Source organism: Marinobacter iranensis, from assembly GCF_029207565.1.
GTDB lineage: Bacteria > Pseudomonadota > Gammaproteobacteria > Pseudomonadales > Oleiphilaceae > Marinobacter > Marinobacter iranensis.
The window spans coordinates 90,192-115,843 of sequence record NZ_JANCMW010000003.1 but is presented as its reverse complement, the minus strand read 5'-3'; the positions used below and the strand labels follow the sequence as shown (position 1 = coordinate 115,843).

General features: G+C 59.7%; 24 protein-coding genes. 8 read left to right on the top strand and 16 right to left on the bottom strand.

The genetic code is table 11. The annotated features are described in order from the left end of the window. Positions 1–31 precede the first annotated feature (31 nt). On the bottom strand, positions 32–1,468 hold the full coding sequence (cls, locus tag NLU14_RS06985; protein ID WP_420845043.1) for a cardiolipin synthase: 1,437 nt from the start codon (positions 1,466–1,468) through the stop codon (positions 32–34). Further along, positions 1,465–2,529 (bottom strand): AraC family transcriptional regulator, encoded by a 1,065-nt coding sequence (locus tag NLU14_RS06980; protein ID WP_420845042.1) that lies wholly within the window; start codon positions 2,527–2,529, stop codon positions 1,465–1,467. The genes cls and NLU14_RS06980 overlap by 4 nt, the downstream gene beginning before the upstream one ends. Before the next feature lie 437 nt (positions 2,530–2,966). Here NLU14_RS06980 and NLU14_RS06975 point away from each other — a divergent pair, with 437 nt between their 5' ends. From NLU14_RS06975 to NLU14_RS06960, 4 genes are all read left to right on the top strand, one after another. Then, complete coding sequence (locus NLU14_RS06975; protein WP_275705485.1) at positions 2,967–3,758, top strand: alpha/beta fold hydrolase; 792 nt, start codon at positions 2,967–2,969, stop codon at positions 3,756–3,758. Positions 3,759–3,856: 98 nt separating this feature from the next. Then, the gene (locus tag NLU14_RS06970) at positions 3,857–4,948 is read left to right on the top strand and encodes an SMP-30/gluconolactonase/LRE family protein (protein WP_275705484.1); all 1,092 of its coding nucleotides are present in this window, start codon (positions 3,857–3,859) and stop codon (positions 4,946–4,948) included. Further along, entirely contained in the window at positions 4,941–5,417 is a 477-nt protein-coding gene (locus NLU14_RS06965) for an acyl-CoA thioesterase (RefSeq protein WP_275705483.1), read from the top strand. The genes NLU14_RS06970 and NLU14_RS06965 overlap by 8 nt, the downstream gene beginning before the upstream one ends. A 60-nt stretch (positions 5,418–5,477) precedes the next feature. Then, a complete protein-coding gene (locus tag NLU14_RS06960) occupies positions 5,478–6,467 on the top strand; it encodes an NADP-dependent oxidoreductase (protein WP_275705482.1) in 990 nt (329 codons plus the stop codon). A 5-nt stretch (positions 6,468–6,472) separates the two neighbouring features. On the opposite strand, the gene NLU14_RS06955 is transcribed toward NLU14_RS06960, so the two are convergent. From NLU14_RS06955 to speA, 5 genes are all read right to left on the bottom strand, one after another. Further along, the gene (locus NLU14_RS06955; RefSeq protein WP_275705481.1) at positions 6,473–8,320 is read right to left on the bottom strand and encodes a cation:proton antiporter; all 1,848 of its coding nucleotides are present in this window, start codon (positions 8,318–8,320) and stop codon (positions 6,473–6,475) included. A gap of 29 nt (positions 8,321–8,349) precedes the next feature. Further along, the gene (tcdA, locus tag NLU14_RS06950) at positions 8,350–9,177 is read right to left on the bottom strand and encodes a tRNA cyclic N6-threonylcarbamoyladenosine(37) synthase TcdA (RefSeq protein ID WP_275705480.1); all 828 of its coding nucleotides are present in this window, start codon (positions 9,175–9,177) and stop codon (positions 8,350–8,352) included. Positions 9,178–9,470: 293 nt separating this feature from the next. Then, positions 9,471–10,115 carry a ChrR family anti-sigma-E factor gene (locus tag NLU14_RS06945; RefSeq protein WP_275705479.1) on the bottom strand — a complete coding sequence of 215 codons (645 nt, stop codon included), beginning with the start codon at positions 10,113–10,115 and terminating at the stop codon, positions 9,471–9,473. Further along, positions 10,112–10,711 carry a sigma-70 family RNA polymerase sigma factor gene (locus tag NLU14_RS06940; RefSeq protein ID WP_275705478.1) on the bottom strand — a complete coding sequence of 200 codons (600 nt, stop codon included), beginning with the start codon at positions 10,709–10,711 and terminating at the stop codon, positions 10,112–10,114. The genes NLU14_RS06945 and NLU14_RS06940 overlap by 4 nt, the downstream gene beginning before the upstream one ends. A 108-nt stretch (positions 10,712–10,819) precedes the next feature. After that, the gene (gene speA / locus NLU14_RS06935; RefSeq protein ID WP_275705477.1) at positions 10,820–12,730 is read right to left on the bottom strand and encodes a biosynthetic arginine decarboxylase; all 1,911 of its coding nucleotides are present in this window, start codon (positions 12,728–12,730) and stop codon (positions 10,820–10,822) included. 198 nt (positions 12,731–12,928) lie between these two features. Here speA and speE point away from each other — a divergent pair, with 198 nt between their 5' ends. Then, the gene (gene speE, locus NLU14_RS06930) at positions 12,929–13,810 is read left to right on the top strand and encodes a polyamine aminopropyltransferase (protein ID WP_275705476.1); all 882 of its coding nucleotides are present in this window, start codon (positions 12,929–12,931) and stop codon (positions 13,808–13,810) included. Between the two features lie 264 nt (positions 13,811–14,074). On the opposite strand, the gene NLU14_RS06925 is transcribed toward speE, so the two are convergent. Next, complete coding sequence (locus NLU14_RS06925) at positions 14,075–15,352, bottom strand: ammonium transporter (RefSeq protein WP_275705475.1); 1,278 nt, start codon at positions 15,350–15,352, stop codon at positions 14,075–14,077. Positions 15,353–15,424: 72 nt separating this feature from the next. Then, positions 15,425–15,763 carry a P-II family nitrogen regulator gene (gene glnK, locus NLU14_RS06920; RefSeq protein WP_004578958.1) on the bottom strand — a complete coding sequence of 113 codons (339 nt, stop codon included), beginning with the start codon at positions 15,761–15,763 and terminating at the stop codon, positions 15,425–15,427. Positions 15,764–16,179: 416 nt separating this feature from the next. Between glnK and NLU14_RS06915 the strand changes: the two genes are divergently transcribed. The 3 genes from NLU14_RS06915 (at position 16,180) to trmB (ending at position 18,867) form a co-directional block, all read left to right on the top strand. After that, positions 16,180–16,434, top strand: coding sequence for an accessory factor UbiK family protein (locus NLU14_RS06915; RefSeq protein WP_275705474.1), 255 nt, complete (start codon positions 16,180–16,182; stop codon positions 16,432–16,434). A 59-nt stretch (positions 16,435–16,493) separates the two neighbouring features. Beyond that, complete coding sequence (locus NLU14_RS06910) at positions 16,494–18,017, top strand: YifB family Mg chelatase-like AAA ATPase (RefSeq protein WP_275705473.1); 1,524 nt, start codon at positions 16,494–16,496, stop codon at positions 18,015–18,017. 133 nt (positions 18,018–18,150) lie between these two features. Further along, positions 18,151–18,867, top strand: coding sequence for a tRNA (guanosine(46)-N7)-methyltransferase TrmB (gene trmB, locus NLU14_RS06905; RefSeq protein ID WP_275705472.1), 717 nt, complete (start codon positions 18,151–18,153; stop codon positions 18,865–18,867). A gap of 20 nt (positions 18,868–18,887) precedes the next feature. Here trmB and NLU14_RS06900 read toward each other — a convergent pair whose 3' ends face one another. From NLU14_RS06900 to NLU14_RS06870, 7 genes are all read right to left on the bottom strand, one after another. Beyond that, positions 18,888–19,421: a hypothetical protein gene (locus NLU14_RS06900; RefSeq protein WP_275705471.1), complete on the bottom strand. Its 534-nt coding sequence runs from the start codon at positions 19,419–19,421 to the stop codon at positions 18,888–18,890. Beyond that, entirely contained in the window at positions 19,421–20,575 is a 1,155-nt protein-coding gene (gene hemW, locus NLU14_RS06895) for a radical SAM family heme chaperone HemW (RefSeq protein ID WP_275705694.1), read from the bottom strand. Before hemW ends, NLU14_RS06900 begins: the two co-directional genes overlap by 1 nt. Before the next feature lie 2 nt (positions 20,576–20,577). Next, entirely contained in the window at positions 20,578–21,189 is a 612-nt protein-coding gene (gene rdgB, locus NLU14_RS06890) for an RdgB/HAM1 family non-canonical purine NTP pyrophosphatase (protein WP_275705470.1), read from the bottom strand. Continuing rightward, a complete protein-coding gene (locus NLU14_RS06885; RefSeq protein ID WP_275705469.1) occupies positions 21,189–21,644 on the bottom strand; it encodes a DUF4426 domain-containing protein in 456 nt (151 codons plus the stop codon). The genes rdgB and NLU14_RS06885 overlap by 1 nt, the downstream gene beginning before the upstream one ends. Continuing rightward, a complete protein-coding gene (metW, locus tag NLU14_RS06880) occupies positions 21,641–22,243 on the bottom strand; it encodes a methionine biosynthesis protein MetW (protein ID WP_275705468.1) in 603 nt (200 codons plus the stop codon). The genes NLU14_RS06885 and metW overlap by 4 nt, the downstream gene beginning before the upstream one ends. Beyond that, a complete protein-coding gene (gene metX, locus NLU14_RS06875) occupies positions 22,240–23,388 on the bottom strand; it encodes a homoserine O-succinyltransferase MetX (protein ID WP_275705467.1) in 1,149 nt (382 codons plus the stop codon). The genes metW and metX overlap by 4 nt, the downstream gene beginning before the upstream one ends. A gap of 170 nt (positions 23,389–23,558) precedes the next feature. Then, positions 23,559–25,523 carry a dynamin family protein gene (locus NLU14_RS06870; protein WP_275705465.1) on the bottom strand — a complete coding sequence of 655 codons (1,965 nt, stop codon included), beginning with the start codon at positions 25,521–25,523 and terminating at the stop codon, positions 23,559–23,561. Between the last annotated feature and the right edge of the window lie 129 nt (positions 25,524–25,652).

Below are 25,652 nucleotides of genomic sequence, written 5' to 3'. Positions count from 1 at the left end.
AAATGGGCACACGGAAACCTGGCGGCCTGTTTCAGAGCAGCGGGCCCAGCAACCGGGCGGTGCGGCAGGCCAGGCGGAAGGGAATCGAGCGGTCCCGGTAATCCCGTTCGGTCATCAGGCGGCTGGTGATCAGATCCTGTTCCAGCAAATGCTCAATACCCTCCACAAACTCACTGGCTGTGCAGATGGCGGTGATTTCGAAGTTCAGTCGCATGGATCGGTTATCCAGGTTGGCGGTGCCAATCGCAGCGTACCGGTCGTCCACCAGTACCACTTTCTGGTGCATGAACCCCGGCTGGTAACGATAGATGCCGATGCCGGCGCGGCACGCCTGAACCAGGTAGGAGTAGGCGGCAAGCCGGATCAATCGGCTGTCGGACTTCTCCGGGATAATAATCCGTACATCCACGCCTCGCAGCGCTGCCAACTGCAGCGCGTTCATGATCTGGACGTCGGGCACGAAATAGGGTGAGGCAATCCAGATCCGCGTGCGGGCGTTGTTGATGCAGTTCAGGAAGAACAGCGTGCAGGTTTCATAGGTGTCCGCCGGCCCGGTGGGGAGGATGAGGACTTCCTGATCACCCTGAGCTGACCTGGCCGGAGTCCAGTTAAGAGTCGGGAAATCCTCGCTGGCCCAGTTCCAGTCTTCAAGCCAGGCCAGTTGCAGGCCGGTAACCGCCGGGCCGGTAATGCGGCAGTGGCTGTCGCGCCAGGGTTCCTCGTCCATGGCCGTCCCGAGATATTCGTCACCAAGGTTGATACCGCCGACGAACCCCACCTCACCGTCACAGACCAGCAGCTTGCGGTGGTTGCGGAAATTGACCTGCAACCGCATGCGGCGAAAATTGCCATCCCCGAAAGAGGCAACGTTTGCCCCGGCAGCTGCCAGTTCCCGGAGGTATTTTCGGGGCAACCAGACACTGCCGATATCGTCATAGAGAAACCAGACCTCAACGCCCTGTGCCAGTTTGCGTTTCAGGATCGACTTGATGCGCCGGCCCACCTTGTCGGAGCGGACGATGTAGAACTCGAGGAGGATGTAGTGTCGGGCATTTTCCATGGCATCGAACAGGGCTTCGAAGGTTGCTTCGCCGTCCTTCAGCAGGTCGCACTGGTTGCCGGTTGTGAACGGCTGCCGGCCCAGCTTGCAGAGTACCTGGAGCTCGTCGCGGAAATGCTGGTGAGGGCTGTCGCTGATCGCGGCTGTCTGTTGTTCAAAGCGGTTGAGCAGGTCGGTGAGTGCGGCGTCGCCCATTCGCCGTGCCTTGATATAGCCTCCGAACCGGTTGCGACCGAACAGCAGGAACATGGGAACGGCAAGATAGGGCAGGCCGATCAGGGCCAGTATCCACGCGATGGCCCCCTGGGCCATGCGATAGGTCATCAGTATCCGATAGATGCAGGCCGCAGACGCCAGGTAGAACAGGGCAATAACCATGGCAAGCCAGGGTATGTCTGGGATACTCATTCCGACGGTTCTCCTGTTTCGCTGGACAGGTGGCGGGCACGATACTGGGCCGGCGCCATCCCGGTCCAGCGTTTGAAAGCCCGACTGAAGGCGCTGAGTTCAGAGAACCCCAGCAGGAAGGCGATCTCCCCAAGCGCGTAATGGTCCGATGCCACATAGCGCAGGGCCTTGTCCTTGCGGACTTCTTCCACCAGTTCGTGAAACCCCAGCCCCTCCTTCTTGAGCCGCCGGTACAGGGTCTGGCGGCTCATGTGGCATTGCTTTGCGAGAGTGTCAGCGTCAATGCGATTGGTGGACATCTGGCGGGAAATCAGCCGTCGGATCTTGCGGCCAAAGGTGCGCCGGCTTTGCAGGCGGGCCAGTACCGCATTGACCTGTTTCAGCACCGCGGAATAGACGTAGGGGTTGCGATGGGGGATCGGATGGCTTAGGTGGCGGCTGCTGAACGCCAGGCGAGTGGTGCCGCAACCAAAATAGACCGGGCCGCCCAGCAGTCGTTTGTACTCGGCGGCGTAGGACGGTTTCGAGTGGGCAATCTCGGCCCATTCGGCCTCGATGGCGGGGTGGATGAAGTGACGTGCGCGGCACAGGGCCGCCGCCAGTGTGCGGTCCATATCCTGGCGGCAATAGTGCCCGGGTGAATCCGCCTGCCAGGTCAGGATGGCTTGCTCACCGGACTGTTCAAAACTCAGGATCACCGATTCGTTGATCAGCCGGTGCAGGCGAACGTACTGGGTAACGGCCTCGCCCAGGGTGTCGCAATTGAAGAATACATGGCCCACCAGCCCCATTCGGTCCGGGTCAACCACCTGACCGGCATGGAGGCCCACGCCCGGGTCCCCAGTAACCTTTTCTGCGTGCTCCCACAGGCGATAGTGACGGTCGGCTGGAATGCGCAGGTCCGGGTCGGTCAGTTCATCCCGGCTGAACCCGGTGATCTGCTCCACGGTGGGAAGGTCCAGCACCCCTTGACGGTCCAGGTAGTGCACCAGGGCCAGCGTGCTTGAGGCTGCAACCAGGGGCGATGTGGTGGCGTCTGCCTGTGGTGCGTTCACGGTCACCTTTATTCGATGGTTAACAGGAATTCATTCGTGCTGGTACAAAATGTCAAACCTGTGGGACAGCGTGTCAACGGTTGGTCGTACTAACAACGATAGCATTAAGTCATTGAGGATTCTCATCCGCACGTCAGGAATCAGGAGGTGTTTTCATGGAATTGGAAATTTTCGTTCCCCACAGTGAACTTGAGCGCCGTAACATTGCCGCTCTCGCGGAATACCTGAACAGCATGTACTACTGCTGAACCGGGTACAGCCAAGGTTTATGACCTGTTGCCGGGGGGAAACCCCGGCTTTTTTTTGCCTGTAACATCTGCCCGGCCGGTTGTGTAAGCCTGTTGCCCCCTTGTGCCTGCACCGATCGATGGTAATGTAGTCGGCTGATCGGCAACAGACAGTCAACCCGGTACCATAACCGGGGATTCCAGGAGGCCCAGTCCATGAGTGTTGATCTCAACCACCGTATTACCGGCGACGGTCCGCCACTGATCCTGCTGCATGGCCTGTTTGGCTCGCTGGAGAATCTGGGCGGTATCAGCCGTCGGCTGCAGGAGCAGTGGCAGATCCATGCCCTGGACCAGCGCAACCACGGCAGTTCCCCCCATACTGATACCATGGACTACCCCGCCATGGCCGACGATGTACTGGCCTATATGGACGCCCGTGGGCTGGACAAGGCAGCCATTCTCGGCCACTCCATGGGCGGCAAGACCGCGATGCAGGTGGCTCTCCGGGCCCCGGAGCGGGTTGAGCGGATTATTGTGGCGGATATCGCGCCGGTGACCTATCAGCCCCGCCATGATGCCGTGCTGGAGGGACTGACCTCGGTGGACCTGGGCTCGATCCGCTCGCGACAGGATGCAGACAGGGTACTGGCGGACTATGTTGAGGAGCCGGGCGTCAGGCAGTTCCTGCTGAAAAATCTGGTGCGTGTAGGGGAGGATGAACGAAATGACCACCCGGGGCTTTATCGCTGGCGGCTGAACCTGCCGGTTATCGAGCAGAGCTATCCCGGGCTGGCCCGGGCGCCGGAGGGTGATGGGCCGTTTGAAGGCCCGGTGCTGTTCATCAAGGGTGCCGATTCCGCCTACATCCAGGAGAAACACCGCGACGAGATTCGTCGGCTCTTTCCCAGCGCGGATCTGAGAATTATCACCGGCACGGGGCACTGGTTGCATGCCGAGAAGCCCGACAGCTTTGCAGCATTGTGCCGTCGCTTCCTTGCGGATTAGGCCCTTGTGACCGGCTTGCCGGCGTGGTTGCCCGTTTTGCCGCTGGCGGGTGTCTGATAAGGTTACGGAATTGCATCTGACAGGAACAGGCATCGTCTATGAAGTGGCTTCTGGGAGCTTTGCTGATCGGGTTTTTGGTACTGGGCAGCTTTTTGTTGTCGCCATCGCCCATCAACAGCCAGGCCTGGAAAGCTCCCTCGCCCCAGCCGTTGACTGGTGAACTGGCCCCCAACGAGCGCCTGAGATTGGCTGACCTGCTGGCCAGGGGAGAAGTTTACGGCCCGGAAGACACCACCGTGGATGAAAACGGCGTGCTCTACACCGGCACCCAGGACGGCTGGATTGTCCGGGTCTGGCCGGATGGCCGGGTGGAGAAATGGCTGGAAACCGGAGGCCGGCCCCTGGGTATGGTGTTTGACCGCCACGGCAACCTCATTGTCGCGGATGCCTGGAAAGGGCTGCTGTCCATCGCCCCGGATAAAACCGTAACCCTGTTGACCCGGGAGGCCGAGGGCCTGCCTTTCCGCTTTACCGACGATGTGGATATTGCCCCCGATGGCCGGATCTATTTTACCGATGCCAGCTCCCGCTTCCGTCAGCCTGATTACATGCTGGATCTGCTTGAAATGCGACCCCACGGCCGCCTGTTGCGGTACGATCCGCAAACCCGCAGGACCGAGGTGTTGCTGAGCAACCTGCATTTCGCCAATGGCGTGGCAGTGTCGCCTGACGGCGAATACCTACTGGTCAACGAAACCTGGAAATACCGCATCCTCAAGTACTGGATTGGCGGCCGCAGCCCCGGCCAGGCCGAGGTGTTCGCCGACAACCTGCCCGGGTTTCCCGACAACCTCGCTGTCGACCACGAGGGCCGCTACTGGGTGGCGTTCCCCACCCTCAGGAATCCCCGTGTTGACGCCCTGCATCAGCAGCCCTGGCTTAAAGACCTGCTGGCCAAACTGCCGGGCTATTTCCTGCCAACACCCCAGGAGTATGGCCTGGTGGTGGCAATGGACGAACAGGGTGAGGTGATTACCAGCCTCCATGACACCCGCGGCACCCATTTGCAGGAGATTACCTCGGTCAATCCCCACCAGGGTTACCTCTACTTTGGTTCACTTCACAACGACCGCATCGGCCGGTTAGCCTTGTCGGCCATTCCGGGGCTGGGAGACAACAACGATGACTGACAGCAATCCGGTGAACTGGGATCTCCCCGAGCCGTTCACCATGACCATTGACGTGCGTGAAGAGGATACCGACAGGCTGGGCCACGCCAACAACGTGGTGTACGTGCGCTGGCTGGAGGAAATAAGCTGGCAGCATATCGACAGCCTGGGGATGACCTGGGAACTGCATGAACAAACCGGCAAGGCCATGGCCATTACCCGCACGGAAATTGACTACATGGCCTCTGCCAACGCTGGTGACCGCCTGGTGCTGGGCACCTGGCTGACCGGGTTTGACGGCCGTTTCCGCTCGGCCCGCCAGTTCCAGCTAGTGCGGGAGTCGGACGGCAAGACTCTGGTGCGGGCAGTGTCCACCCATGCCTGTGTCAACATGAAGAGCCAGCGCCCCTCACGGATGCCTGCGGAATACGCGGAGATTCTTGGCAGTGCCATGGTCCCGGGCGGGCGCGGCTTTGATACCACACTTTGAAGTTTCTGCTAGTCTGAACAAATGATCCTGTTCTGTCCCTGAAGCTGTCTGGAGAACCTCATGGAAAACACCGTTGATCCGAATGCTGGCAACGCCATGCGCCACGTGGTCTATGACCGCTTTGGCGATACCGACGTACTCCGGATTGAATCCTCCGCCATCCCCGAACCAGGCGCAGAGGAAGTGCTGTTCCGGGTGGCCGGAGCCGGGCTGAATCCCATCGACTGGAAAACCCGTAAGGGCCTGGGCTTTGCTGCCCGGCAGATTGAAGATCATCTGCCGTGGACACCGGGATACGACGCCGCTGGCGAAGTGATTGCCATAGGCAGTGACGTGACCACGTTGGCACCGGGTGACCGGGTCATGGGGATGGTGGGTTTCCCGGCCGTGGGCGGCGGTTATTCCGAATATGCCGTGGCTCGTGCCGACGAACTGGCCATTGTGCCGGAGGAGCTGGACCTGGTAACGGCGGGCGCCATGCCCCTGGCCGCTCTGACTGCCTGGCAGGCGCTGTTTGAGGTGGCAGAACTGGAAGCCGGCCAGAAAGTGCTGATCCATGCCGGCGCCGGTGGGGTAGGCCATTTCGCGGTGCAGTTCGCGCTGGAGCGCGGTGCCCATGTCATCGCCACCGCCTCTGCGAGCAACCGTGATTTCCTGGCCGCCTTCGGTGTCCACGAGGTGATTGATTACCACACCACAGATGTGGTGGATGAATGCTATGGCCTTGATGTGGTGCTGGACCTGGTGGGCGGCGAAGCCGGTAAACGCTCGCTGCATACCCTGAGTGAGCATGGTGTACTGGTGACCATTCCCACCGTGACGGCGGATGAAATCATTACTGCGGCTGAATCCCTGGGGCTAAGGGCCCATGGCATGACCGTCCGCCCGGATATCTTTCATCTTGATGAGATCGCCGAGTTGATTGAGGACGGCGACGTGCGGGTGCACATCGACAAGGCCTTCCCGCTGGATCAGGTGGCGGATGCCCATCGATTGCTGGAGGGCGGGCACGTCAGGGGCAAGCTGGTGCTTGACTGCCGTACCCGCTGATACCGTCAATTAGGGGCGGGCTCCGGTGCTTCGCCGGTGTCCCGTTCCTTGCGCTCTTTCCTGGCCTGGGGAGGTACCAGGCTGACCAGGGTCCAGTCTTTTTCGGGCCTGATATTCTCCATGCTCTTCACCGGCATGATGCGTTCGCGGTTATCCAGCACGAACAGCACCATGGCCTGACGGTCGTACTTATCCAGGAAGTCTTTGAACGTAAACTCATCGCTGAGCTGGGTGGTTTTCACCGTATACCCCTGGCTGGCCAGGCTCGCGAGCTTGGCATAACTCACGCCTTCGAACAGCCCCCTTGTCAGCTGGATTTTCTCGGCGGTCTGGTGCCTGGCTTTCTGGTCCTGGTCGCCTTCGGCCAGCGTCAGAACGGCGTCTTTTCCGAACCAGTCCAGGAAGTGGTAAGTCGCCAGTGAATTCATATGCTTGTAGGGCGAAATGACCAGCAGGTTGCCAATGCCTGTCAGGTCGAGGTGGGTGGACGCGTGCTCGGACACCGGGTTGCCAAAATACACCTGCAGATTGTCCATCCTTGCCTGTTTGACGTTCTCCCAGTTGGTATCCGCCAGGGTGACCGGTACTTCCAGCTTTTTCAGTGCCAGGCCAATCATCCGTGCCACCGGGTTGGCGCCGAGGATGAGGAAGCCGTATTCCGCCGGCTCTGCCACCTTGAGCAGCCTGGCCAGCGGCCGGGCCGTGAGGCTCTGCAGGGTGACGGTGGCAATAATCAACATGAACACCAGTGGTACCAGGGCGCCAGCACTCTCGTAACCCAGTTTCTGCAACTGGAACGCGAACAGGGCGGATACCGCAGCGGCAACGATGCCCCTGGGGGCAATCCAGCTCAGGAACAGCTTGTCACGCCAGTTGAGGCTGGTACCGAGCGCAGACAGGAAGATGCTTACAGGGCGTGCAACCAGTATCAGTAGCGCCAGCACCGCCACCAGCCCCCAACCCAGTTGGGCAATGGCTTCGAATTCCACCCGCGCAGCCAGGATGATGAACAGGGCGGAGATCAGCAGCACGCTCAGGGATTCCTTGAATTCCAGGATGCTGTCGATGGGGACCTGTTTCATGTTGGCCATCCAGATGCCCATAACGGTAACCGTCAGCAGGCCGGACTCATGGGCCATCTCGTTCGACAGGGCATAGACCCCGAGCATGAACGTCAGGGTGCCGGCATTATGCAGGTATTGGGGTAGCAGGTGCTTGCGCAGCGCAATGCCATTGAGCCAGCCGGCCACCGCCCCAATAAGAAAGCCCACCGCCAGGGTTTTTCCGAAGATGTACATGGAGTGGCCGAACACGTTGCCCTGGCCCCAGGACACAATGCCCTCGAATACCAGAACCGCCAGAAGAGCCCCCACCGGGTCAATGATAATGCCCTCCCAGCGCAGGATGTTGGCGAGTTTTGCATCCGGCCGGACGGATCGCAGAAGGGGAGCTATCACTGTAGGGCCGGTGACGATGGATATGGCGCCGAACAACAGCGCGACCTCCCAGGACACATCCAGGAGCCATCGGGCGGACAGGGTGCCGATAAAGCAGGTGACAATGGAGCCAACGGGAATCAGGTTGCGCACCATCTTGCCGTGGCCCCGGATTTCGTCATAACGGAGCGTCAGGCTGCCCTCGAACAGGATGATGGCGACGGCCAGGGAAATCACCGGGAACAGCAGGTCCCCGAATACCGCTTCGGGGTCCAGGAAACCGAGCATTGGGCCTGCCGCAATGCCACCCGCCAGCAGGAATAGAATGGCGGGCATGCGAACCCGCCAGGCGAGCCATTGGCAAAACAGGGAGAGCACACCGATGCAGGCAAGAAGAAAAACAGTGCTGACGGTCATAATGGGGTCAGTTCCGTTGAATAATGGGTTTAGTTCTGTGATCCGGAAGGGGAGTCTGCCGCGTGATCCGACTCGGCCTTGCGTGCAATCCGGGCCAGGAGCCGGGCCGACGCAAAGAAGCCAAAACTGGCGGTGACGGGGCTGGCGGCGCCGAACCCGGAAGCGCAATCCAGGCGGACCGGGCCCTCGGTGGCTGGCTTCTGTAGGCAGACCTCACCGTCCCCTGCAGGATACGTGAGCTGTTCCAGGGAGTACACGGCTTCGATCCCGAAGCGGCGCTTGGGGTTGCGTGAAAAGCCGTACTCCCGACGCAACAGGTTACGAACCTTGGCCAGTAATGGATCCTGTGTGGTCTTGCTCAGGTCACTGACGCGGATTTGCGTGGGGTCCATCTGACCGCCCGCGCCGCCGGCACATACCAGTGGGATCTTCCGGCGCTGGCAATGGGCTATCAGTGCGGCCTTGGCTTTGACGCTGTCGATGGCGTCGATCACGCCTGACATTTCCTGGGTGATCAGTTCACTGACATTCTTGGTATTCAGAAACCCGAAGTGGACCTGGATATCGGCTTCCGGGTTGATTGCACGTAGGCGCTCCGCCATGGCATCGGTCTTGGTACGGCCGTATTGGCCGGCCAGGGCATGGAGCTGGCGGTTGGTGTTGGAAACGCAGATGTCGTCCATATCGATCAGTGTCAGTGCACCGATGCCGGAGCGGGCCAGGGCCTCGGCGGCCCAGGAACCAACGCCCCCCAGCCCGACGATGGCGATGTGGGCATGACGGAAGCGCTCCAGGGCCCTGCGGCCATAGAGTCGCTCGATACCGCCGAAGCGGAAATGGAAATCGTCACCCGTCATGCTGCATCTCCGGAGAAAAGCCACAATTGTACCCCAGCCCTGCTGGCTGTCTCTAATAAGTGGGCGGATACAGTAACGATGGAAGGTGCCTGTCAGGCATAAAAAAGGCCACGCAAGAGCGTGGCCTGTAAGCAAGTGCCCAACCCGACGGGGGATTGGGCCGGACTAGTTCAGAGACACTAATCAACGTGATCAGTATCGTCTATTAACGTGTCGTCCGGAAGGTCACAAACTGACAATGACCGGTCATTTCCGGCCAAGCTCTCACTTTGCTAAAAGACAGGCATACCGCCTCAGCGTATGAAGGGGTTCAGTAACCGGGTGAATGTGCCAGTGAGTTTGACCGGCGCGCTCAGTATGGAGAGGGTAATGCAGTCTTCGCAGCCAACGGCCACCGGCTTGTGCTCGTCTTCCTGGTTCAGAACCACAAAGTCCCACTGGTTAAACACGCCCTTGTGATCCGAAAACGCACCCTGGAGCACAATGGTGGTTTCGTCGCCACGGTGAGTATGGGCCGGTGCCTTGCCGCCGGCTGCCAGCTTCTGCAGCACAACCTGTTCGTTCTGGCCAGGGAACCTGTCGCTGATGTCCAGCACACTGACGTCGCCCAACTGACGTTTCCAGGGCAGGGCGTTGAGGTCATCGCCCAACAGCTTCTGCAAGGGGCTCATGCGTTTGGCCTGGGTGCTTATGTACTTCTCGGTCATGTCCGGCTCGCTGTCAATGCGTGACAGGATGGCGTCAAACATATCCGACGAAACACCCACATGGGGTTGGTTTTCCATCATCACGGCGCCCAGGCTGTCGAGCGTATCCACGCGGCTGCGACAATGGGGGCACTGGTCCAGATGGAGACGAATGCACAGTGCGTGGGGCTCGCTGAGGTTGCCCGCACTGAATTCCATCAGGGATAGTGTGTCCGGGTGATGCCGTGTCATACGTTCTGGTCCTGCAAAATCACTTTCAGTTTGTTCAGTGCCAGGCGAACCCGACTTTTTACGGTACCTAACGGTATATTGAGCTCGTCGGCCACCATCTGGTGTGACTTGCTTTCCATATAAACCTTGGCAATGACCGTAATCTGTTCTTCCGGGAGCTGGCTGAGGGACTCCCGCACCCGGCGCTCCGACATCAGGCGGTGCAGCGATGTGACCGGCTCGTCGTCGTTCTCCCCGGGAATCTGCCACAAGTCTTCGGTCTCGACCGGCATCTCTGCGCTCGTGCGTCTCATCTTGCGAAGCATGTCAATGCGCTGGTTACGGGCGATGGTGAAAATCCAGGTGGAAGCGGCAGCTTTGCGCCAGTCGTAGAGGCAGGAGCGGCGCCAGATGGATACGAACACTTCCTGGACCAGTTCCTCCGCATGACTTGCCAGGCCATTTGCCATGGCGTAGTACTTTATTTGCGGGCCAAAATGCTCGAACAGGGCATGATAGGCCTGGCGATCCTGGTGCTTTCCCACTTTCTCCAGCATCTGGCTCCAGGGATCCTTGCGGCCCTCGGCCCGAGCCGGTTTCTGATCCAGAGTGGTCACCGGATGCTCCTTGACTGTCGCATGATTTAAAATTGTTCTATTCGTCATTCTATGCACTCGCCCCGGGTTTGTCAGTCACGAGATGTACGGGGCGGGCCGACAGCCGGATCACTCTTCCAGGTAGGTGTAGCCTTCCAGACCACTGCCAAGCTCTTCCAGCAGGCTGATCTGTTCTTCGTCCGGCAGGCCGCTGGCGGCAAACTTCTGCTGGTAGGCCCGCAGCAGGGCGGCGGGTTCAAAGTTCACGTATTGCAGTACCTTGGCCACGGTATCGCCGTGGATCGGTTCACTGACTGTATGGCCGCCGCCCGGATTGCGTCGTACATCCACCGAATGGGTGTCGCCGAACAGGTTGTGCATGTCGCCGAGTATTTCCTGGTAGGCGCCGGTCATGAAAAAGCCCATCAGCATGGGTTCCTCCGGCGTATCTTCCGGCAGGGGGAACGTGGTCTCGATGCCCTGGCCATCCACGTAGCGATCAATCCGGCCGTCGGAGTCGCAGGTAATGTCCTGGATAACCGCACGCCGGTTCAGGGGGCGATTCAGCCCATTGATCGGCATAATCGGGAAAATCTGGTCGATGCCCCACACATCCGGCAGCGACTGGAACAGCGAAAAGTTTACGAACAGCTTTTCCGCCAGTTTCTCGTTGAGCTCGTCAATGATCTCCCGATGCGCGCGGTTGGCGGAATTCAACTGGTCCCTGAGGGCACGGCAACAGGTCGTGTACAGGGTTTCCGCCCGCGCCCGGTCTGCCAGCGACAGCAAGCCGTGGGCGAACTGGGTGTGAACATCCGCCATGGCATGGAGCACGTCGTGGTAGATCTCGGCCAGTGAACGGCGTGAAGCCTCGTCCCGCAGGCTTTCCAGGTCCCGCCACAGATCCTGGAGCGGCGCGGGCGCATCGCTGACTGGCTGCTCCGGCTGGCGCTTGTCGGGCACCTCCCTGTCGATCACATTGGTGACCAGCACCGAATGATGGGCCGTCAGTGCCCGGCCGGATTCACTGATCAGGCTGGGGTGGGGGATGCCTGCCCGGTCGCATTCCGACTGTAGAATGTGCACCACGTTGTAAGCGTATTCATGCACGCTGTAGTTCATGGAGCAGCTACTGCGTGAACGGGTGCCTTCGTAATCCACACCGAGACCGCCGCCGATATCCACCGTGCCCACCGGTGCACCCATGTGGCGCAATTCGCTGTAGAAGCGGGCGCATTCCCGTAGCCCGGTCTGGATGTCACGGATATTGGCAATCTGTGAGCCCAAATGGAAATGCAGCAGCTGCAGGGATTCCAGGGCCCCGGCGCCGCGCAGGGTTTCAACCACATCCAGCACCTGGCTGGCGGACAGGCCGAATTTCGACTTCTCGCCACCGGTATTCTGCCAGTTACCCTTGCCGATGGTGGCCAGCCGTGCACGAACACCGACCAATGGGGTGACCCCAAGCCGTCGGGCTTCCTCCAGGATCAGCGGCAGCTCGGACTGTTTCTCCACCACGATAAACACGCGGTGCCTCAGTTTCTGCCCGATCAGCGCCAGGCGGATGTATTCCCGGTCCTTGTAGCCGTTACAGACGATCACCGACCCCTGTTGATTCGAAAGCGCCAGAACCGCCATCAACTCCGGTTTGCTACCCGCTTCCAGCCCAATCTGATTGCCGCTGGCTGCTGGCTCCGCGCACAGCAGTTCCTCAACCACCCGCCGCTGCTGGTTGACCTTGATGGGATAGACCGCGGTATAGCCGCCCTGGTAGCCGTGTTCCCGGGCGACCTTGTTGAAAGCACCGCAAAGTGTGTTGACCCGGTCATGGAGGATATCGGTAAAACGGATCAGCACTGGCAATTGAATCCCTTCGCTGACCAGTGACCGGGTCAGGTCCGGCAGATTGATGTCCTCACCACTGTGGCCACGGTCCGGACGGATCAGTACCTCCCCGCGGGCATTCACATCGATATAGCCATCACTCCAGTGGGCGATGTTGTACACCTTGTGGGCGGTACTGCCGGTTGGTTCATTCATGGCGCTGTCCTGTACTGAATCTTGCGCCGGCACTGTGCCGGTCTATGGCGGTCATTGTATGGATTCCATCGGCCCGCTAAAAGAACCGTGCCGTAAAAACCATGGACTGACGCGATGATAGTCCTTTAGGTGTCGGGACTCCCCACCTACAATACCTTCAATACGAACAGGCTCAATCAGTAAATCCGGAGACACGACATGACTGCACTGAACGAAGGCTGGTTTACAGAGGTATTCCAGGATCAGGGAACCGCATTTTCCCTTCAGGTGAAGAAAAAGCTGCACGAAGAACAAACCGACTTCCAGAAACTGGAAATCTGGGAAACCGAAACCTTCGGCAACCTGATGGTGCTTGATGGCTGCGTGATGCTGACCACCCGGGACAACTTCCTCTATCACGAAATGATGACCCACCCGGCCCTGTTCACCCACAAGAACCCGAAAAAAGTGGTCATCGTCGGTGGTGGTGACTGCGGCACCCTGAAAGAAGTCCTCAAACACCCGGGCGTGGAAGAAGCCTGGCAGGTGGAAATCGACGAACGCGTCACCCGCCTCTCGGAACAGTACTTTCCCGAACTGTGCGAATCCAACACCGACCCCCGCGCCAACTTCTTCTTCGGCGACGGCATCCAGTGGATACGCGACGCAGTGCCGGAAAGCCTCGACGTCATCATCATCGACAGCACCGACCCGGTCGGCCCCGCCGAGGGCCTGTTCGCCCTGGACTTCTACCGCGACTGCATGATCGCCCTGCGCGACGGCGGCATCATCGTCCAGCAAAGCGAATCACCGTTGCTGCACACCAACACCATCATCAAGACCATCCACGACGACATGAAAAAGGCCGGCTTCGACCACGTACGCACGCTGCCATTTCCGCAACCAGTTTATCCCACCGGGTGGTGGAGCTGCACCATGGCCGGGAAGGAAAAGCCCGTTGTGTACTTCCGCGAGGAAGATGCGGATCAGCGGCCGTTTGTGACTCGTTATTACAACGCTGATATTCACCGGGGGGCGTTGGCGATGCCGCAGTTTATGGTGGATGCGTTGGAGGATGAGGTTATGTCGAGCGAAAGGTAGGAGTTAGCCGGGAGTGGAGATGTCGGATTACGGCTTCGCCTAATCCGACCTACGAGGACCAACACAGAGCTGGCGGAGGAGGTGGGTGGGGCCCTTTCCGGGATCGTCAAAAACATGGATGTTTTGTCGAGCGTACAGGGACGTATTCACAGCGTATCCCGGAAAGGCTCCCTCCCACCTCCGGCAAACTCCGAAGCCGATAACTTCAGAACCAAAAAAGGGGCTCCCGAAGGCGCCCCTCTTTCAATCCAGTGTCAGCGGATATTACTTGCTGCTGACAAACTCCGGATAGGCTTCCATACCACACTCGGACAGATCCACACCTTCGTACTCTTCCTCCTCGGTCACCCGAATACCCATAACCGCCTTGAGGACGCCCCAGACAACCAGGCTGGCAACGAATACCCAGACGAAGATGGTGATAGCACCGATGATCTGGCCGATGAAGCTTACATCGCCGTTGGTGACGGGTACCAGCAGCAGGCCAAGCAGGCCACACACGCCATGTACCGAGATCGCACCGACCGGGTCGTCGATCCGCAGTTTGTCCATGGTGACGATGCTCAGTACGACCAATACGCCACCGAAACCACCAAACAGGGTCGCAGTAAGGGCGCTCGGAGTGGACGGCTCAGCAGTGATAACCACCAGCCCAGCCAGGGCACCGTTCAGCAGCATGGTCAGGTCGGCCTTGCCGAACATCAGGCGGGCAGTGATCAAGGCGGCAATCGCACCACCGGCTGCGGCGGTGTTAGTGTTCAGGAACACCATGGCCACGGAGTTGGCGCTGGCGATATCGCCCAGTTTCAGGACCGAGCCACCGTTAAAGCCAAACCAGCCCATCCACAGGATGAAGGTACCGAGAGTTGCAAGCGGCATGTTGGCACCCGGAAAGGCGCGGATTTCACCGTTCGGGCCGTATTTGCCTTTACGGGCCCCCAGCAGAAGAACGCCTGCCAGAGCCGCGGCTGCACCGGCCATGTGAACGATACCGGAGCCGGCAAAGTCGCTGAAGCCGAGGTCGCCAAGGCTATACATACCGAATACGGACGCACCGCCCCAAGTCCAGGCGCCTTCCATCGGGTAGATGAAGCCGGTCATGAGCACGGCGAAGATCAGGAAGGCCCAGAGCTTCATGCGCTCAGCCACGGCACCGGAGACGATGGACATGGCGGTGGCGACGAATACAACCTGGAAGAAGAAATCAGAGGCGCCGGAGTAGATGGATCCACCCCCGAAGCCGTCTTCTCGGCCGGCGAAGTCGCCCAGAACAGCGGTAGTATCGATGTCAGCGATTCCGGAAAGGAAGATGTTGCCGCCGTACATGATGGCGTAACCGCACACCAGGTACATGATGCAGGATATGGCAAACAGTGCCACGTTTTTGGTCAGGATCTCGGTGGTGTTCTTGGCACGCACCAGACCCGCTTCGAGCATCGAGAAACCTGCGGCCATCCACATGACCAGGGCACCGCAGATAAGGAAGTAGAAGGTATCCAGCGCATACTGGAGTTCAAAAATATGATTAAGATTGCTTTCCATGTGAAGCCCTCCGCACGAGGCTTTTCAAGTTATAGATTTTTTGCGTTGGCTGTCTGGTTGATCAGGCTGTAATCAGACCGCTTCTTCGCCGGTTTCCCCGGTTCGGATTCGGATTGCCTGTTCCAGTTCGGTCACGAAAATTTTGCCGTCGCCGATTTTTCCGGTGTTGGCGGCCTTGGTGATGGATTCGATGACCTGGTCCAGCAGGTTGTCGCCGATAGCAACTTCAACCTTGACCTTGGGCAGAAAGTCCACCACGTATTCTGCGCCACGGTAGAGTTCGGTATGACCCTTCTGGCGACCGAAGCCTTTGACTTCAGTGACCGTTACGCCTTGTACGCCAATCTCGGATAGTGCCTCACGGACATCATCCAACTTGAAAGGCTTGATGATCGCTGTCACAAGTTTCATTGCTTTCTCCTTGGTAAAGCCGTCTCAACATCTGGAGCTCTTCGGCCGTTGTTGAGGTCGGGATGCTGCCACCTCGCACACCAATGTGCGGATTGCGTACAAGGCTTTTAGCATCGGGTGTGCCAACGCAAAATTTAACAATATTATCAGTAGTTTGGGTATATCCTGATCCAAAATGGATCGTCAGGTCGCCCCAATTTGGGGCTGGCCTGCTTTTGGTGAACCATAATGATGCACGAACTCGGCGTGAGCATTACGGTTTATCACAGCGGCATTATACTGCCGACAGGGGCAGTATGGCAGGGGAAGCAATAGTGTTACACTCCGAACCATTGTTCTGGCGCTGTCATCAGCCCGTTCGGGCAGCCATCGGGCCAGAAAGACCATTTTGAAAGGTGATTCGTGAGAGGTGATTCGTGAAAGGCCCACAGGATTTCTTTGCCCAGCTCCAGGGGCAGTTTGGCCAGTTTGTTCCCGACATGGCCCGTGCGGCCCGGGAGGATTTTGAAGCCCAGGCACGGGCGACGGTGATGACCGTTATGTCGCGCCTTGAGCTGGTCACCCGTGAAGAGTTTGATGCCCAGCAGGCGGTACTGATGAAAACCCGCGAGAAGGTCGAGGCGCTGGAAAAGCGCGTGGCCGAGCTGGAAAAACAATCCCCGAACAGCTGACAGGCAGGAAGCCCGTCACGCGGCCCAGCCGCTCATGCCCCTAACCATGGAAGGTTGTCATGTTTGCCGTCGTCCATACCCGCGCCAGTATTGGTGTTTCCGCTCCATCCGTTACCGTTGAAGTTCACCTGTCCGGCGGCCTGCCGGCGCTTTCCATCGTCGGGCTCCCTGAAACCGGGGTTCGCGAAAGCCGGGAGCGTGTCCGCAGCGCCCTGATGAACGCCGGCTTTGAGTTTCCCGCCCGCAGGATAACCATCAACCTGGCTCCCGCTGACCTGCCCAAGGAGGGTGGCCGCTTCGATCTGCCCATTGCCCTGGGTATCCTGGCGGCGTCAGGGCAGATCCCGGTGGAGAGTCTCGCCAACTACGAATGTGTCGGGGAGCTTTCCCTCGACGGCGCCCTACGCCCTCTCAAAGGCATCCTCCCTGCGATACTGGCGGCTCGTAACGAAGGCCGACAGTTGCTGATTCCCCAGGCCAATGCTGCTGAAGCCGCCCTCGCCAGCCAGGACGACGTATTGCCTGCCGGGCATTTGCTGACCGTGTGTGAGCACTTGTGTGAGCGTGCACGAATCTCTCCGGTACCCACTGCAGTGCCGGACGCAGGGGTAAAAGCCGGCCCTGACCTGGCTGATGTCCGGGGGCAGAATGTGCCTCGCCGGGCACTGGAGATTGCCGCCGCCGGCGGGCACAACCTGTTGATGTTCGGCCCGCCAGGCACCGGGAAAAGCATGCTTGCCAGCCGCCTGCCGGGTATCCTGCCGCCGCTGACCACGGAATCCGCCCTGGAAGTGGCGAGTATCCATTCGGTGGCTGGCTTGCCTGTGCGGGACGGGGATTGGTGTCGGCCGCCTTACAGGGCACCGCATCATACGGCTTCGTCGGTGGCCATGGTTGGCGGTGGCAGCAGCCCGCGGCCCGGGGAAATCTCCCTGGCGCACCGGGGCGTATTGTTTCTGGACGAGTTGCCCGAGTTTGAGCGCCGGGTGCTGGAGGTGCTGCGGGAGCCCATGGAGTCGGGCGAAATTGCCATCAGCCGGGCGGCAAGGCAGGTTACGTTTCCTGCCCGGTTCCAGGTGGTGGCGGCCATGAACCCCTGTCCCTGCGGCTACCTGGGGCACCCTTCGATTGAATGCCAGTGCACACCACAACAGGTGCTCCGTTATCGGGCAAAGATCTCCGGGCCGTTGCTGGACCGGTTTGACCTCCACGTGGAAGTGCCGGTGCAGAGTGGGGAGGTACTGATGCAACGCGAGGGCGGAGGCGAGTCCAGCGCTGATGTCAGAGAGCGGGTGTATCGCGCCCGGGAGCGGCAGATGCAGAGAGGCTTCGGGAATTCAGCGTTGGGTGGCGGTGAACTTCAGGCGCATTGCCGCGTGGATGCAGCCGGCGAGGCCATGCTGTCCGGGGCTATGGAACGCCTGGGCCTGTCTGCCAGGGCACTGCACCGTATATTGCGGGTAGCGCGTACCCTGGCCGACCTGGAGGGTCAGGAGCGCATCGGTAATGGCCACCTGGTAGAGGCGCTGGGCTATCGCAAGCTGGACCGACAGCAGACCCGGAACGCGCAGGTTTCCGTGTAGTCGACACACGCCTTGCAGGGGGCTGACGGGCTCGAGGACCTCCCTGTATAGTGCCCCCTGCAGGCCGGCACTCTGGTAAACTATTGCCATAACCCATTGAAGGAGAACCGCACAGGGCGGTTGAGGACGTCAGATGACCGATCACAATGATGAATCCGGCGATTCACCTGTTACCACCCGTCGTGGTGTACGCAGCTTCGTACTGCGTCAGGGGCGGATGACCGAAGGCCAGAAAAAGGCCTATGACCGCAGTTGGCCGAAATATGGCCTGACCCGCGAACAGGGCATGATCGACCCGCGCCAAGTGTTCGGGCGTGACAACATGCTGAACCTGGAGATCGGCTTCGGTATGGGCAAGTCGCTGGCGGATATGGCGGAAGCGGCGCCGGAGCAGGACTTTATTGGCGTGGAAGTGCATCTTCCCGGGGTGGGAGCACTGTTGAAAGAAATCGAAGATCGCGGGCTGGAGAACGTCCGGATCTATTCCATCGACGCCAACGACGTGATTGACCTGTGCTTGCCGGATGCCGCGCTGGACAGGGTGATGGTGTTTTTCCCGGACCCATGGCACAAGAAACGCCACCACAAGCGCCGGCTGATCCAGCACGAATTTGTCCAACGCCTGCGCCACAAGCTGCGGGTGGGCGGTATCCTGCACCTGGCAACAGACTGGGAGAACTACGCGGAGTACATGATGGAAATCATGGGCGAATCCGAGGGTTTTGCCAATTCACAGCAACCCGGGGCGTATTCCCCGAAGCCCGAAGACCGCCCGATCACCAAGTTTGAGAAGCGGGGAGAAACCCTGGGGCACGGTGTCTGGGACCTGGTGTTCTACCGCACTAACTAGGCAGTTGCCGCTAGGGGGAACTATTCGTGCGCCAGCGGATGGCGCCTGGCCGCGCGTATAATCACCAGCCCGGCGCCCCCCAGCATCAGGCCGGTGAACTTGACCAGGGCGCAGACCGTCGCGGAAAGACTGACCATATCCGTCGGCGGGTCCATATTGTTGAGCAACAGGATGTTCTCAGCCAGATCGCCGGCACCAGCAGTCACGAACAGGGCTTTCACCCAGCGTGCGACGTTGCGCTCGCGCACCCCCGGCCGGTCACGGGTCAGGTGGTTGGTCAGGAAGATCAGTGTGAACAGGTAAGCCGGGACAAACAGGAAGTCCAGCCACAGCGACACCTGCGCCCACACCACGCCTTCCTGACGCCAGCTGCGCAGGATTGCCATGGACTGGTCCGCTGTGGCGGCCATCTGGAAACTGACAATACCCTGGGGAGCCGAGCCGGTCTGCAACGGCTGGTTAACAACGACCAGTATCAGCAACAGGGCGGCTGTTGCCAGCAGGCTCAGGTTGAGCCTCTTGGGCAACAGGGTCAGAAGGCGCGGCGGTGACATCAGAGGAAGCGCTCCAGCAAGCTGTTCAGGTATCGCTGTCCGAGTTCCGTGGTCTGTATCCTTCCCGGTTCCAGCATGTTTTCCTTTCTAAGTTCTTCAAGTTTTACCGCAACTGTGCTCAACGGTAAACCTGTACGTTCTGTAAACAGGTTTTCCGAAACCCCTGACGTCAGGCGAAGGGCGTTCATCAAAAACTCCAGCGGCCGCTCATCCGGCTCAACCAGCTGGCTGCCGGCGGTGCGACTGCCAATGCGATTCAGGTAGGCCTCAGGCTGCCGTGTTTTCCAGAAACGCCGGATGTCGCCATTGCCAAACGTGACTTTTCCATGGGCGCCGGCGCCCAGTGCCAGGTAGTCCCCGAACATCCAGTAGTTCAGGTTGTGGCGGGATGCCATCCCGGGCCGGCTCCAGGCGGAAACTTCGTAGTCGGTAAAGCCCTGCTGGTGCAAGTAGTCTGCCCCCTGGCGGTAGATCTCCCACAGGTGATCGTCGTCGGGCAGTTTCGGTGGCCGGCTGTAGAACTCGGTATTGGGTTCGAGGGTCAACTGGTACCAGGACAGGTGCGGTGGATTCCAGGCCAGTGCCGCTGCCAGGTCGTCTATGGCTTCCGCCGGTGTCTGGCCCGGCAGACCGTGCATCAGGTCCAGGTTGAAATTGTCGAAACCCGCGTCGCGTGCCGCCTCAATGGCCCTATGGGCGGCGGTGTCATCGTGGATGCGCCCCAGTGCTATCAGGCGCTTCGGGTTGAAGCTCTGGATGCCGATGGACAGCCGATTGATGCCGGCCGACCGGAATCCGTTAAACCGGGCCTGTTCCACCGTGCCCGGGTTGGCCTCGAGGGTGATTTCGGCATCGTCGGAGAACAGCAGATGCGCGCGAAGTCGCTCGAACAATGTGTTGTAGAAATCGGGGGACATCAGTGAAGGTGTGCCACCTCCGATGAATACAGTCTGAATGGGACGGCCCTGGACCAATGCCAGATCGCCGGCCAGGTCGTCCATAATCGCATTCAGGTAACTGTTCTCGGGAATGTCGCCTGTCAGTGCGTGGGAGTTGAAGTCGCAGTAGGGACACTTCTTCACACACCAGGGGACGTGTATGTACAGGCTTAGCGGAGGCAAGGTGTTGCCTGCAGCTCCATCCGGCAGGGGCATGGTCACTCGGACCTTTTCCCTAACTGGTCGAGGAGCTGGGTCAATGCCCGGCCGCGATGGCTGATCCGGCCCTTTGCTTCGCGGGACAGTTCAGCCGCACTGGTTCCAGTTTCCGGGACAAGGAACACCGGATCATACCCGAAACCGCCTTCACCCCTGGGTTGTTGCAGGATGCTCCCCGGCCAGCGTCCGTGGCAGATCATGGGTGTAGGATCGTCGGCATGGCGCAGGTACACCAGAACACAATGGAACTGGGCGGTTCGTTGCGGCTCGGGAACGCCCTCCAGAGCCTGGAGTAACGCCCGGACATTGTCTGCATCGCTGGCGGATTCGCCGGCGTAGCGGGCCGAGCGAACGCCGGGCGCACCGTCCAGAGCATCGACCGCGAGACCGGAGTCGTCCGCAAGGGCCGGCAGCCCGGTCAGGCGGGCGGCATGGCGTGCCTTCAGGATCGCGTTTTCCACAAAGGTAACCGCTGGCTCCTCCGCTTCGCCAACCCCCAGTTCTCCCTGGGCAATCGGCGTGAGCCCGAGGGGGCCCAGAAGGTCTGCGAGCTCGGCGATTTTGCCCTTGTTGTTGCTGGCAATAACCAGCCTGTTGGTGGAGTCGGTCATCAGTCGTTAAACAGTGTATGGGTAAAACGTACGGGCAGTTCCTCATCACTGCCCGTGGGCCTTGCTGTTATCTCAAACGTCATCAGCTCGGCGTTGCCGTACTGGTATTCGGAAATGAAATAGACCGCATTGCCCTCCTGGACGCGGCGGAAACCCAGAAACTTGATCTGTTGCACATCGTTCAATACCTTGCCTTCCACTTGCCCCGATACCGGCTCCAGGCCACTCTGCTCACCTTCCCGCATGATCGATATATTGACGATGCCAATACTGCGGCTGCGGTTCAGGTTGTATTCACTGGCAATCTTGGGTGCCAGGAAGGTGCTGGGGAAAACACTCCAGTGCACCTGGAATTCACCGAAATCCTTCGAGCCGGCCTGGCTCTGGCCGGTGAAAAGTGCGAGGCATACCAGTGACAGTGTAGCCAGCCAGTGTTTGCGAATGTTATTGGTCATGATTCCTCCCGGGTTATCCGGTAAATGGCAATCTGCCCCAACATGTTTGGCCACAGACGGCTGAGCCAGCGATCCTGGTGTTCACCGTCCACCACCGTACGATTCAGGATGCGGAAGCTTTTGCGGTAACACAAGGCCTCGAAATCCTTGAACGTGCACAGGTGGATGTTGGGTGTGTTGTACCATTTATACGGTAGCGTTTCGGATTCGGGCATGCGACCCCGGCGCATCAGGTACCAGCGTAATCGCCAATAGGCAAAGTTGGGGAAGGTTACTATGCCTTCCCGGCCAACCCGCAACATCTCGTCAAGGACTACGTCGGGGCGTCGAACGGCCTGGAGGGCCTGGGTCATGAGCACGGTGTCGAAGGTGTGGTCCTCGAAATTGCCCAACCCCTGGGTGTCCAGGTTCTGCTCAATCACGGAGACACCGCGGCCCATGCAGGTGGTGATATGGTCCGGGTTGATTTCCAGGCCAAAACCGGTGGCCTGTTTCTCCCGTTGCAGGTAGTCCAGCAGGGTGCCGTCGCCACAGCCCAGGTCCAGTACGTGGCTGCCAGCGCTGATCCACTGTTCAATAATTTTCAGGTCCGTCCTCATGCGCCCACCTCCCGTGCAACCCTGTCCATATAGGCTTCGAAGATTGCGGTGTACCTGGGCGTTGGAATCAGGAAGGCATCGTGGCCCCATGGAGCGTCGATTTCCGCGTAGCTGACCTTTCGTCGGGCCGAGATCATGGCGTCCACCAGTTCTTGCGAGCGTGCCGGTGTGAAGCGCCAGTCCGTGCTGAACGACAGCACCAGGAACTCACAGCTGGCGTGGAGCAGTGCCTTGGCCAGGTCATTGTCATGTTCGTAGGCGGGGTCGAAGTAGTCCAGCGCCCGGGTCATCAGCAGGTAGGTGTTGGCGTCAAACGACTCCGAGAATCGCTCGCCCTGGTACCGCAGATAGCTTTCCACCTGGAATTCGGCGTCATAGCCGAACTTGTAGGCCTGGTCCCGCAGTTCGCGGCCAAATTTTTCACCCATGGACGCGTCGGACAGGTAAGTGATGTGGCCCACCATGCGTGCCAGCATCAACCCGCGGCGGGGCAGGGTGTTGTGCTCAAAATAGCGGCCATCATGGAATTCCCGGTCAGAAGTGATGGCCTGGCGCGCCACTTCGTTAAAGGCAATGTTCTGGGCGCTGAGACGTGGGGTGGAAGCGATGACCACGGCGTGCCGGATGCGGTCCGGATAATCCAGGCTCCATTGCAGCGCCTGCATGCCGCCAAGGGAACCGCCTACCACTGCCGCCCAACAGTCGATGCCGAGCCGGTCGGCCAGAAGGGCCTGGCTGTGAACCCAGTCGCGCACCGTGATCACTGGGAAATCGGGGCCGTAGGGCTGGCCGGTCTGCGGGTTGTTGCTGCAGGGCCCGGTGCTGCCATGGCAGCCGCCCAGGTTGTTCAGGCTGACGACAAAAAAGCGATTGGTATCAATAGGCTTGCCAGGGCCAATGCAACTGTCCCACCAGCCGGGCTTGCGGTCTTCTTCGCTATGGTAGCCAGCCGCATGATGGTGGCCGCTGAGTGCATGACAGATCAGTACTGCGTTGCTCGCGTTGGCGTTCAACTTACCGTAGGTCTCGATCACCAGATCGTAACTTTCCAGCGTCTGGTCGCACGCCAGGGTGATCGGCGTGTCGAAGTGTAGTGTCTGCGGGGTGACTATCCCTACAGAATCCGTTGGCAAGGGATCGGGCATTGGCGCGACAGGTTCCTGATTCGGTCCGTATTATCTGGAAGAAGGTTCAGGCAATGGCCGGGCAGGAAACCCGCATACCGGGGCGGGTTCAACAGGAATGGCCAGGCGATTGCCAGCCAAGCAGTTTAAAGGCCGGCCTGCATGGCTGCAACCGCCATTTCCGGTGTCGGTCAGACCGCGCCGGAAATGTTGACCACCTTCTGCTGGATCAGGGTTGGCGCCGGCTTGCGGATCTGCCGTTGCATGGCATCAGCCAGTTCGAGTTGGCGCGTGAGGTCAGTAATGGTGTTCTGAAGTCGTTCCCGTTCGGCGCGGCTGTCGCGGTCACTGCGGACCATGTCCCGCAGGCGGCGGATCTGGTGTTCCAGCAACTGCTTCTGTTCCATGGAGTACTGCATGATGGGCAGTAACGCTTCCGAGGGCCAGCGGTCAACGTCGACCCTGACTCGCTGATGCAGCGTACGGGCTTCGCCCACCATCACGTTGAAGAAGCGTCGCACCAGCAGGGACTGTTCCGTCAACAGGTTTTTCGGGCTGATACGGAAGCGTTTGGCTTTCTTGCGCAGTTCGCGAATCGCAATGACGTGGCGACCTGCCCGCAATGGTATCGGTTCCAGGTGGCGGGCGCGGGTGTCCTCGTTGTAGCGGCGATAAATGGCGCCGACCATTTTTTCCGCCAGTTGCCCCTCGCTGAGGAGGTTTGTGAGGTCGCTTTCCAGAAGCTCGAAGAAATGGTCCATGCTGTGATTCATGCCAGCGGTGGTCCAGCTCTTCGACATTTTCTGGCGGATTTTCTCGGCATGGGCTTCAAACCGGTCTTCGCTGACCAGATCCCTGAGCATATTGCCTTGGGAATCCATCAGCCGCCGGCTGGATCGCAGGGTGATCAGCTTCTTGTAGTAGAAGTCGTAGTCCCTCTGGGCGCGGTCGGCCAGACGGCGCAACGCATCCTTGTCCATGGTGACACCGGAGCAGGCTTCCAGTTCTTCTTCGAGCGCATCCAGCCGGGTCTGCATGGCGGCCTGGCTGTTTTGCAGCATGCCCAGCAGGTCGTTGATCAGGCTCTGGGTGATCAACTGCTCCTTGTGCATCAGGATGCGCTGGATGATCAGTTGTTCCAGTTGGCCGAGATTGGATCGTTCGAACAGTTCCTCGTTGCCCTTTACGCGCGCCGTCAGGCCCTGCTTGGCAGACAGCGGAATAACATCATTCTGGCGCATGCCGAGATGGTCGGCGGTGTAGCCACGCACTCGCTCAATGGCCTCCTGGGTGTGCTTTTCACCCTGGAGGTCGTCCCACAACACATCAATCTTGTTGAGTACCGCAAATCGCCCGGCGCGGTGGTCTGCGTGCTCGGTGTCGATATGCTCTTTCCAGATCGTCATGTCGCTGGCGGTAACGCCGGTATCGGCGCTGAGCAGGAAGATAATGGCATGGGCCCTGGGCAGCATGCTGATGGTCAGCTCCGGCTCGGAGCCCAGGGCGTTGAGGCCGGGGGTGTCCAGGATTCGCAGGCCGCGTTCAAAGAGGGGGTGGCGAATGCTGATCTGGGCGTTGCGCCAGGCTGGAACCAGGACGTTGCCGGGCCGGTTGCGGTCGTGCTCCAGCATGTCCTCATCAAATCCGAGGCTGCGGGCTTCCTGTGGGCTGACACTCTTGACCCGTGCCACTTCCGCCAGTACTTCCCGCATGATTTCCGGGTTGCGTTCATCCAGGTCGTGTTTGACCCAGCGCTCGGGCTGTTTGCGCAACTGTTGCAGCGACAGCTCACCAGTGCGGGTCTCGATGGGGAGCAGCAGCAGGTAGTTGCTGTTTGCTGTCCGGTCAAAAAACAACTCGGTCGGGCACATGGTGGTGCGGCCGGCCTGGGAGGGCAGCATGCGCTGGCCGTATTCGGAGAAGAACAGGGCGTTGATCAGCTCTGTTTTACCGCGGGAGTACTCACCCACAAACGCGATGGTGAGTTCGTCCTCAATCAGTAGTTCCAGGCCGTGACGGATGCGGTTGCTGACATCATCCGAGAACAGGTTGTTGTCCTGCAGCCACAGGCGGTACCGGCCAATTTGCCTGATCAGTTCCTTTTTCCAGCCGTGGTAGGCCTCTACCTGCTGCGACAGGGTTCCTTGCTTGTTCATCGAACCATCCTTCTGCGCGACTTCCGGGCGACTGCGTTGGACATGGGTTGGGCAAAGTTGCGCCAAAAATATAGCCGATATTACCGCACTGGCGCGGCAAATCAGCGGGAGTAATGACAGGTCTGTATA

Excerpts from the sequence above, each read along its gene's own strand:
- glnK (WP_004578958.1), bottom strand. The coding sequence starts at position 15,763 with ATGAAACTTGTGACAGCGATCATCAAGCCTTTCAAGTTGGATGATGTC.
- metX (WP_275705467.1), bottom strand. The coding sequence starts at position 23,388 with ATGCCCGATCCCTTGCCAACGGATTCTGTAGGGATAGTCACCCCGCAG.
- NLU14_RS06975 (WP_275705485.1), top strand. The coding sequence starts at position 2,967 with ATGAGTGTTGATCTCAACCACCGTATTACCGGCGACGGTCCGCCACTG.
- rdgB (WP_275705470.1), bottom strand. The coding sequence starts at position 21,189 with ATGACCGACTCCACCAACAGGCTGGTTATTGCCAGCAACAACAAGGGC.
- speA (WP_275705477.1), bottom strand. The coding sequence starts at position 12,730 with ATGAATGAACCAACCGGCAGTACCGCCCACAAGGTGTACAACATCGCC.
- NLU14_RS06955 (WP_275705481.1), bottom strand. The coding sequence starts at position 8,320 with ATGACCGTCAGCACTGTTTTTCTTCTTGCCTGCATCGGTGTGCTCTCC.
- NLU14_RS06960 (WP_275705482.1), top strand. The coding sequence starts at position 5,478 with ATGGAAAACACCGTTGATCCGAATGCTGGCAACGCCATGCGCCACGTG.
- trmB (WP_275705472.1), top strand. The coding sequence starts at position 18,151 with ATGACCGATCACAATGATGAATCCGGCGATTCACCTGTTACCACCCGT.
- tcdA (WP_275705480.1), bottom strand. The coding sequence starts at position 9,177 with ATGACGGGTGACGATTTCCATTTCCGCTTCGGCGGTATCGAGCGACTC.
- metW (WP_275705468.1), bottom strand. The coding sequence starts at position 22,243 with ATGAGGACGGACCTGAAAATTATTGAACAGTGGATCAGCGCTGGCAGC.
- NLU14_RS06970 (WP_275705484.1), top strand. The coding sequence starts at position 3,857 with ATGAAGTGGCTTCTGGGAGCTTTGCTGATCGGGTTTTTGGTACTGGGC.
- NLU14_RS06900 (WP_275705471.1), bottom strand. The coding sequence starts at position 19,421 with ATGTCACCGCCGCGCCTTCTGACCCTGTTGCCCAAGAGGCTCAACCTG.
- hemW (WP_275705694.1), bottom strand. The coding sequence starts at position 20,575 with ATGCCCCTGCCGGATGGAGCTGCAGGCAACACCTTGCCTCCGCTAAGC.
- NLU14_RS06910 (WP_275705473.1), top strand. The coding sequence starts at position 16,494 with ATGTTTGCCGTCGTCCATACCCGCGCCAGTATTGGTGTTTCCGCTCCA.
- speE (WP_275705476.1), top strand. The coding sequence starts at position 12,929 with ATGACTGCACTGAACGAAGGCTGGTTTACAGAGGTATTCCAGGATCAG.
- NLU14_RS06885 (WP_275705469.1), bottom strand. The coding sequence starts at position 21,644 with ATGACCAATAACATTCGCAAACACTGGCTGGCTACACTGTCACTGGTA.
- NLU14_RS06965 (WP_275705483.1), top strand. The coding sequence starts at position 4,941 with ATGACTGACAGCAATCCGGTGAACTGGGATCTCCCCGAGCCGTTCACC.
- NLU14_RS06925 (WP_275705475.1), bottom strand. The coding sequence starts at position 15,352 with ATGGAAAGCAATCTTAATCATATTTTTGAACTCCAGTATGCGCTGGAT.
- NLU14_RS06945 (WP_275705479.1), bottom strand. The coding sequence starts at position 10,115 with ATGACACGGCATCACCCGGACACACTATCCCTGATGGAATTCAGTGCG.
- NLU14_RS06870 (WP_275705465.1), bottom strand. The coding sequence starts at position 25,523 with ATGAACAAGCAAGGAACCCTGTCGCAGCAGGTAGAGGCCTACCACGGC.
- cls (WP_420845043.1), bottom strand. The coding sequence starts at position 1,468 with ATGAGTATCCCAGACATACCCTGGCTTGCCATGGTTATTGCCCTGTTC.